This is a genomic window from Methylophaga sp. UBA1464, from assembly GCF_002325665.1.
Taxonomy (GTDB): Bacteria; Pseudomonadota; Gammaproteobacteria; order Nitrosococcales; family Methylophagaceae; genus Methylophaga.
On record NZ_DCSO01000044.1, the window covers coordinates 27986 to 33746 of the forward strand.

The 5761-nt window shown below is 46.2% G+C and carries 6 protein-coding genes; all 6 read right to left on the bottom strand.

Translation table 11 applies throughout. The features are described 5' to 3' along the window. Window positions 1–655 (bottom strand): SIMPL domain-containing protein (locus tag B3O33_RS04600; RefSeq protein WP_292363073.1); only part of this gene is annotated, 655 nt, incomplete at its 3' end. Between the two features lie 20 nt (window positions 656–675). Further along, window positions 676–1680, bottom strand: coding sequence for an alpha-L-glutamate ligase-like protein (locus B3O33_RS04605; protein WP_292362567.1), 1005 nt, complete (start codon window positions 1678–1680; stop codon window positions 676–678). Beyond that, window positions 1677–3188 (bottom strand): inactive transglutaminase family protein, encoded by a 1512-nt coding sequence (locus B3O33_RS04610; protein WP_292362568.1) that lies wholly within the window; start codon window positions 3186–3188, stop codon window positions 1677–1679. Before B3O33_RS04610 ends, B3O33_RS04605 begins: the two co-directional genes overlap by 4 nt. A 9-nt stretch (window positions 3189–3197) precedes the next feature. After that, window positions 3198–4067 carry an ATP-dependent zinc protease gene (locus tag B3O33_RS04615; protein WP_292362569.1) on the bottom strand — a complete coding sequence of 290 codons (870 nt, stop codon included), beginning with the start codon at window positions 4065–4067 and terminating at the stop codon, window positions 3198–3200. A gap of 90 nt (window positions 4068–4157) precedes the next feature. Beyond that, window positions 4158–4925 carry a methyltransferase domain-containing protein gene (locus B3O33_RS04620; protein ID WP_292362570.1) on the bottom strand — a complete coding sequence of 256 codons (768 nt, stop codon included), beginning with the start codon at window positions 4923–4925 and terminating at the stop codon, window positions 4158–4160. Further along, on the bottom strand, window positions 4925–5761 hold an 837-nt coding region (locus B3O33_RS04625; protein ID WP_349676294.1), incomplete at its 5' end, for a TRCF domain-containing protein. The genes B3O33_RS04620 and B3O33_RS04625, both read right to left, overlap by 1 nt.

Genomic DNA, 5761 nt, shown 5'->3' on the forward strand with positions numbered 1-5761 from the left:
TGTCACGGGCGGTGATACTGAACTGTCCTTGAGAAGCCCTGCGGATCTTGCCCAAATCACTGTCCGAATCCTGTGCGAATTTCTCGGCGACTTCGCGGGCATTTTCAGTGGCTTCTTCAATCATTTCCGGCTTGATTTCATTAAGCCGGGTAAACAGATATTCAGTCTGTGCCATATAGTTATCACCAGCCAGTACCAGACCTTGTTTGCCCAGATCGGCCAAGGCTGTCATTGCCTGACGAACGGCTTCAATATTTTCTGAATAAACCGTTATGGTTTGGTTTGCCGTATAGCGAAACTCTGCCCGCGGACCGCCACCATATTGTTGAGCTGATTTATCGATAATACTGGGTGAGTTAAAAGTGATTTCAGCTTCATTGATGCCACGCTGACGCAGAAACTCGCGTACTTTATTGCTGTTATCTTCTACCACTTTGTACAATTCGGGCAGATCATTGTTGGCTTCGATGAACTGGATCGGCCAAATCACCACATCGGCAGGATAGTCACGTTCAGATAACCCTTTAACGGTGACACTGCGTTCCAGCTGTTTAAAATCAATCAATGCTTTACCGAGTTGGAAGCCCAGCAAGGTTAACCCCAGAAATAATGCCCCACCCAGAATCAGTGCAGTTGATTTAGTTTGATTAGCCATCTTTTCGGACTCCTGTTAAATCAGTGACGATCAGTAAAGTGTTCCCTTGCATAAGCGACGCGATCAGCAACGCTCATTCTTTTCTTGTGACTGAGACTCTCTATTTGTCGAAGGCGTGGCAATAAGCCTTTGCCATTGGCAATCTGGATGGTAAGACCCGGACGGGCATTTAATTCCAGTAACATAGGGCCTTTAAAACGGTCCAGTACAATGTCAGTACCCAGATATCCCAGTCCCGACATTTCATAACACGATACGGCAAGATTTAACACTTCTTCCCAATGCGGTACTTTCAGCGTCATCATATTCAAACCGGTATCCGGATGTAACAGAATCGGTTTATCGAACTGTACCGCACGCAACGCATGTCCATCACCAATATCAAGACCTACGCCAACAGCACCCTGATGTAAATTGGCTTTGCCGTTTGAGTCAGCGGTTGATAGCCGCATCATTGCCATTACTGGGAAACCGCGAAAGACAATTACCCGCGTATCAGGCACGCCCTCATAGCTGAAACCACTAAAGCAATCATCAAAGTGGATCAAATCTTCAATAATCGCGACGTCGGCCCGGCCGCCCAGAGAAAACAAACCTGCCAGAATATTACTAACATGCCGTTCCAGATCGCTAATGGTGGCAAACTGGCCGTTGGATTTACGGTAACCTTCTTCGCTCTGACGAGTGATAACCATTATGCCTTTTCCACCGGAACCATGAGCCGGTTTAATACAAAAGCCACTTTCGCAGTTTTGCAGAATCTGGCTTAAATCTTTTACAGCGTGTTGCTCACTGATAACACCAATTAAATCAGGGACTTTCACACCAGCTTCTAATGCCAGTTCTTTGGTTTGCAATTTGTCATCAACAAGCGGGAACAGATGCCGTGGATTGTAGCGACTGATATAGGAAACGTTACGGCGATTCATCCCCAATACCCCGATTTTGCTGAGCGCACTGGGATGGGCATAGCGTTCTCGCAGGGTTTCAAACCAACCCATTTTTTTTTCAGCTGGTGCGTTCATTGGTTATGCAGCTTGGTCAGGGGCTTAAAGCGTTTTAATTCCAGTAATCGATAGCCTGTATAGCTGCCCGCAACTAACGTCAGTGCCATCAGAATTAACTGAATGCCCATAAAGTTAAACGTTAAATGGCGTACCCAATCGAGGTTCATGGCAAGGTAAGCGAGGATGGCGACCAGTAATGAGCCACCGCCTTGAATCATAACTTCCTTGGCGCCTTCTTCTTCCCACAGGATCGACATACGTTCGATGGTCCACGCGAGGATAATCATCGGGAAGAAAGTGATCTTCATGCCTTCGGTTAAACCAAATTTATAAGCGATGATTGAGAAGATGGCGATCATACCAATAACCATAATAATGACCGCGGATATTCGGGCGACCAGTAACAAGTTGAGATAGGACAAGTAGGATCGGATCATCAAACCCACACCGACAATCAGTAAAAAGCCGATCAAGCCGGTCAGTAAACTGGTTTGGATAAACGCCATGGCAATCAATACCGGCATGAAGGTGCCTGAAGTTTTAATACCCACCAGAATACGCATCAACACAACAATCAATACACCTACCGGGATCAACAAAATGCCTTTAAAAATGGCTTGTTCCTCAAGAGGCAAGGTATAGAGTGAAAAATTCAGCCATTCGTTATCAGCAAACTTTTGATTCAGGGCTATATTGAATGGTTGTTCCTGCGAAATCATCGAAAAAGTGACTTGAGCATTGGTGGCGCCAACCACTTCCAGTACCGGACCGGAATGGTATTGCCAGAGCAGCATATTTTCTGCCTGACCCTGTACCCCGGTTTCCGGGTTAAAAATCTCGTAATCATTGCCGTCAAATACCTGAATATATTCAATCAACGACTGCCGGCGGCGGCCATCTTCAAGTTCTAACGCATGAATACGTCTGGCTGGAACACCGGCTTCCTGAAGCAATTGTGCAATCCAGACGGTTTTGGGTTTGATCTGCGCAAGCAGTTCAGCGGTTTGTTGCTGGTTATTAAATTCATGAATCAGTTCGCGGGCTAATGTGTAGTTTGAAGAAGAACGTTCAGTGGCACGCTCCAGAATCATCTGCGCTGCCGTCGCATAAGGCTCTTTTTCGACATTAGGTTGTACATTGGTAACCGGTTCCTGGTCCGGTGGAATAGCAAACGGATCGACCAGCATATCGACTTTGTAATAAAGCGATTGATTGCCATTGGCTTCTCTTTTCGACCATTCTGCATAGGTTCCACCAGTGCGATCAACAAAAGACAATCCAAAGCCAGGGCTGGCTGTCTGTTGATTGAGCTGGGTAAAGCCCGGCTGGGTATTAGGAATGGCTAATCGTGCTGTCACCGGATCGCCGCTGGCTTCAAAATCTACTTTAGCTTCAATCGACCAGGTTTGACGCTGCTCTCCCGGGAACCATGGGATATCAAATGCAATATGCCGGTGTAAGGTTAGCGCTGTGCCAGCAAGAAACAGCAGACTGACCAGAATATAAAAAGGCGTACGTGATGCCATGATGGATCCTTACTCTTCGTCTGTTGCTTTTGGGTTGGCCTGTTTGGCTTTTTTGGGTATGGCTGATGCGCGATCTTTCAGTAACTCAGGTTTAGGCTGAACATTTTTCTTCGCAACATCCACTACAGCGATATCTTTTAAAAATTCACGACCCAGCAGAATCGGATAGCTCATATGCGATCGGTCGGTCAAGGTGAATTCTGCCGTATCAGTCATATTTCCAATACGAATGGTCAGTCTGACGACGGGACGTTTATCAATTTCGTTTGTGGACGATTGGCGGATATTGGCCGTTCTGGCTATTGGCGCTTCCACTTCATAGCTGTTATCACTGCCTTCCTCCGGAACGATGGTAAAGCGAGCCCATTTCTGACCATCCCGTTCCAGGGTTACGATATCCTGTGCAGTTAATGATGACGTAGTGGCTCCGGTATCTACACGCGCGGGGAATACACGATTCACGGCTTCAATCCATAGCCATTCGGTTTGCCCCAACACTAATTTATCGTTGAGAGTCATTGGTGCCGGGGGAGGACAGCTCTGGGAATCAATAGGCTGAACAGTTTGTGCTGCTTGAACTACTGCGCGTTGGGCGAGTTTTTCATTAAGCTGAACGACCTGTTCATTAATCTCATCTAACTGTTTACGGGTAATTTGCTGCTCTTTGGAAAACGATTGCAGTCCAGCCTGGTGCTTGTTCTGGTTATCAATGATTTTCTGGCATTGTTGACGGAACTGCGTTTCTAATCTGGATTCACTGTCGCTTAAAGCTGATTTTAACTGTTCGTTAGAAACACTGGGACGAGTCTCGTTTTGAATACAAGCTGTGGTGAACAGGCTTGATACTAATATGATGAGTGGTAGTTTATGTTTGAACATGTTTTTCCTAAATCTTTAAACGGACTATAACGTCAAAACGCTTTTATCAAGGTAAAATTGATAGAACTGCATATTATGAAGTAATCCTTACTAATCCGGAGATTTTTTCTCAATCAGTAAATGTACGTAACGTCCCATGTCACGGTAGGTTGGCATACGGCAATATTGGTGCTCTAATGCCAGTAATTCCTGTTCATTTGTCTGGTTTCGGCTCTCAGAGTTCAAATAATCGCTGAACACACGAATTCCACTGTGCTGAATAATTTCAAAACCATTATTTTGTAAAAACTGAATTATTTCATTTGGATATTGTGGAAAGGGCGGACTGAGCTTATTTCCGATACCAATATAGCGATCATTGAGGATTGGTTCCAGTCTCCAGCCACCGCGAATGACATTTTTGTAGACCATGGCGTTGCGGTTGTAAAACATCAGTGACAGATAACCACCTGTTTTAACGCGATCCATTACCTGTTTCAGGGTCTCCAGGGGACTTGCCAGCCATTCCACTACCGCATGGCAAATCACCAAATCGAAGTTGTTTAACTGCGGGGATAACATTTGAATGGAGGTGTGATGAAAACGGGCCTGCAACTTGGCTTCAGCAAAATGTTGTTGTGCCTGCGCCAACAGTTTTCCAGAAATATCACATAAGGTCATTTGATGACCAAAGCCAGCCAGCCACAAACTGATTTGTCCGGCGCCACAACCGGCATCCCAAACGTTTAGGGATGTTGTCTGGGTAAACTGATGCAGATCCTGTTTGAGAATATCCAGCCGCAACTGACCTTTGAGGGTGTCATAAATACGCGCATTAAAACGCTCAGCCAAATCGTCAAAATTACGATCCTGTTGCATCAGGCGGCCGGCTTGAGCAGATTATCCAGCAGTGAATCAATCGCCAGAATGCGGCTTTCGGCATCCGGCATGTTATCGGTAAAACGTAATTTATCCTGACCATCCAGTTTGAAACGGGAAGGTTGTTTTTGAATCAGCTGGATGATGGTCATCGGTTCCACCTGAGGTTCTTTATCAAACAATAAGCGACCACCTTGGTCATAAACATCAATCTTACGAATGCCGATGGTTTTAGCTTTAAGACGTAACTCATGGACGGCAAACAGGGTTTGCACCGGTTCAGGTAACAAACCAAAGCGATCAATCATTTCCACCTGCAGTTCACGCAAGGCTTCCTTGTCTGCGGCAGCAGCAATGCGTTTATATAACACCAGACGGGTATGCACATCGGGCAGATAATCTGACGGAATCAATGCCGGGACATGCAGATCGATTTCCACTGTATGGCGAGCCATATTATCCAGATCCGGCGTTTTGCCGGATTTCAACGCATTGACCGCGCGTTCCAGCAGTTCGTTATATAAGGTAAAGCCGATTTCCTGCATCTGGCCGCTTTGTTCATCACCCAGTAACTCACCGGCACCCCGAATTTCCATATCGTGAGTAGCCAGGGTAAAGCCCGCACCTAAATCTTCAATCGACTCAATTGCTTCCAGACGTTTAATCGCATCGGCTGTCATGGCCTGTTGCGGTGGTGTGATCAGATAAGCATAGGCACGGTGATGCGAACGGCCCACACGACCGCGGATTTGATAAAGCTGGGCCAGACCTAATTTATCGGCTCTATCAATAAAGATGGTGTTGGCGGTCGGCACATCGATACCGGTTTCAATAAT

Excerpts from the sequence above, each read along its gene's own strand:
- B3O33_RS04620 (WP_292362570.1), bottom strand. The coding sequence starts at position 4,925 with ATGCAACAGGATCGTAATTTTGACGATTTGGCTGAGCGTTTTAATGCG.
- B3O33_RS04615 (WP_292362569.1), bottom strand. The coding sequence starts at position 4,067 with ATGTTCAAACATAAACTACCACTCATCATATTAGTATCAAGCCTGTTC.
- B3O33_RS04610 (WP_292362568.1), bottom strand. The coding sequence starts at position 3,188 with ATGGCATCACGTACGCCTTTTTATATTCTGGTCAGTCTGCTGTTTCTT.
- B3O33_RS04605 (WP_292362567.1), bottom strand. The coding sequence starts at position 1,680 with ATGAACGCACCAGCTGAAAAAAAAATGGGTTGGTTTGAAACCCTGCGA.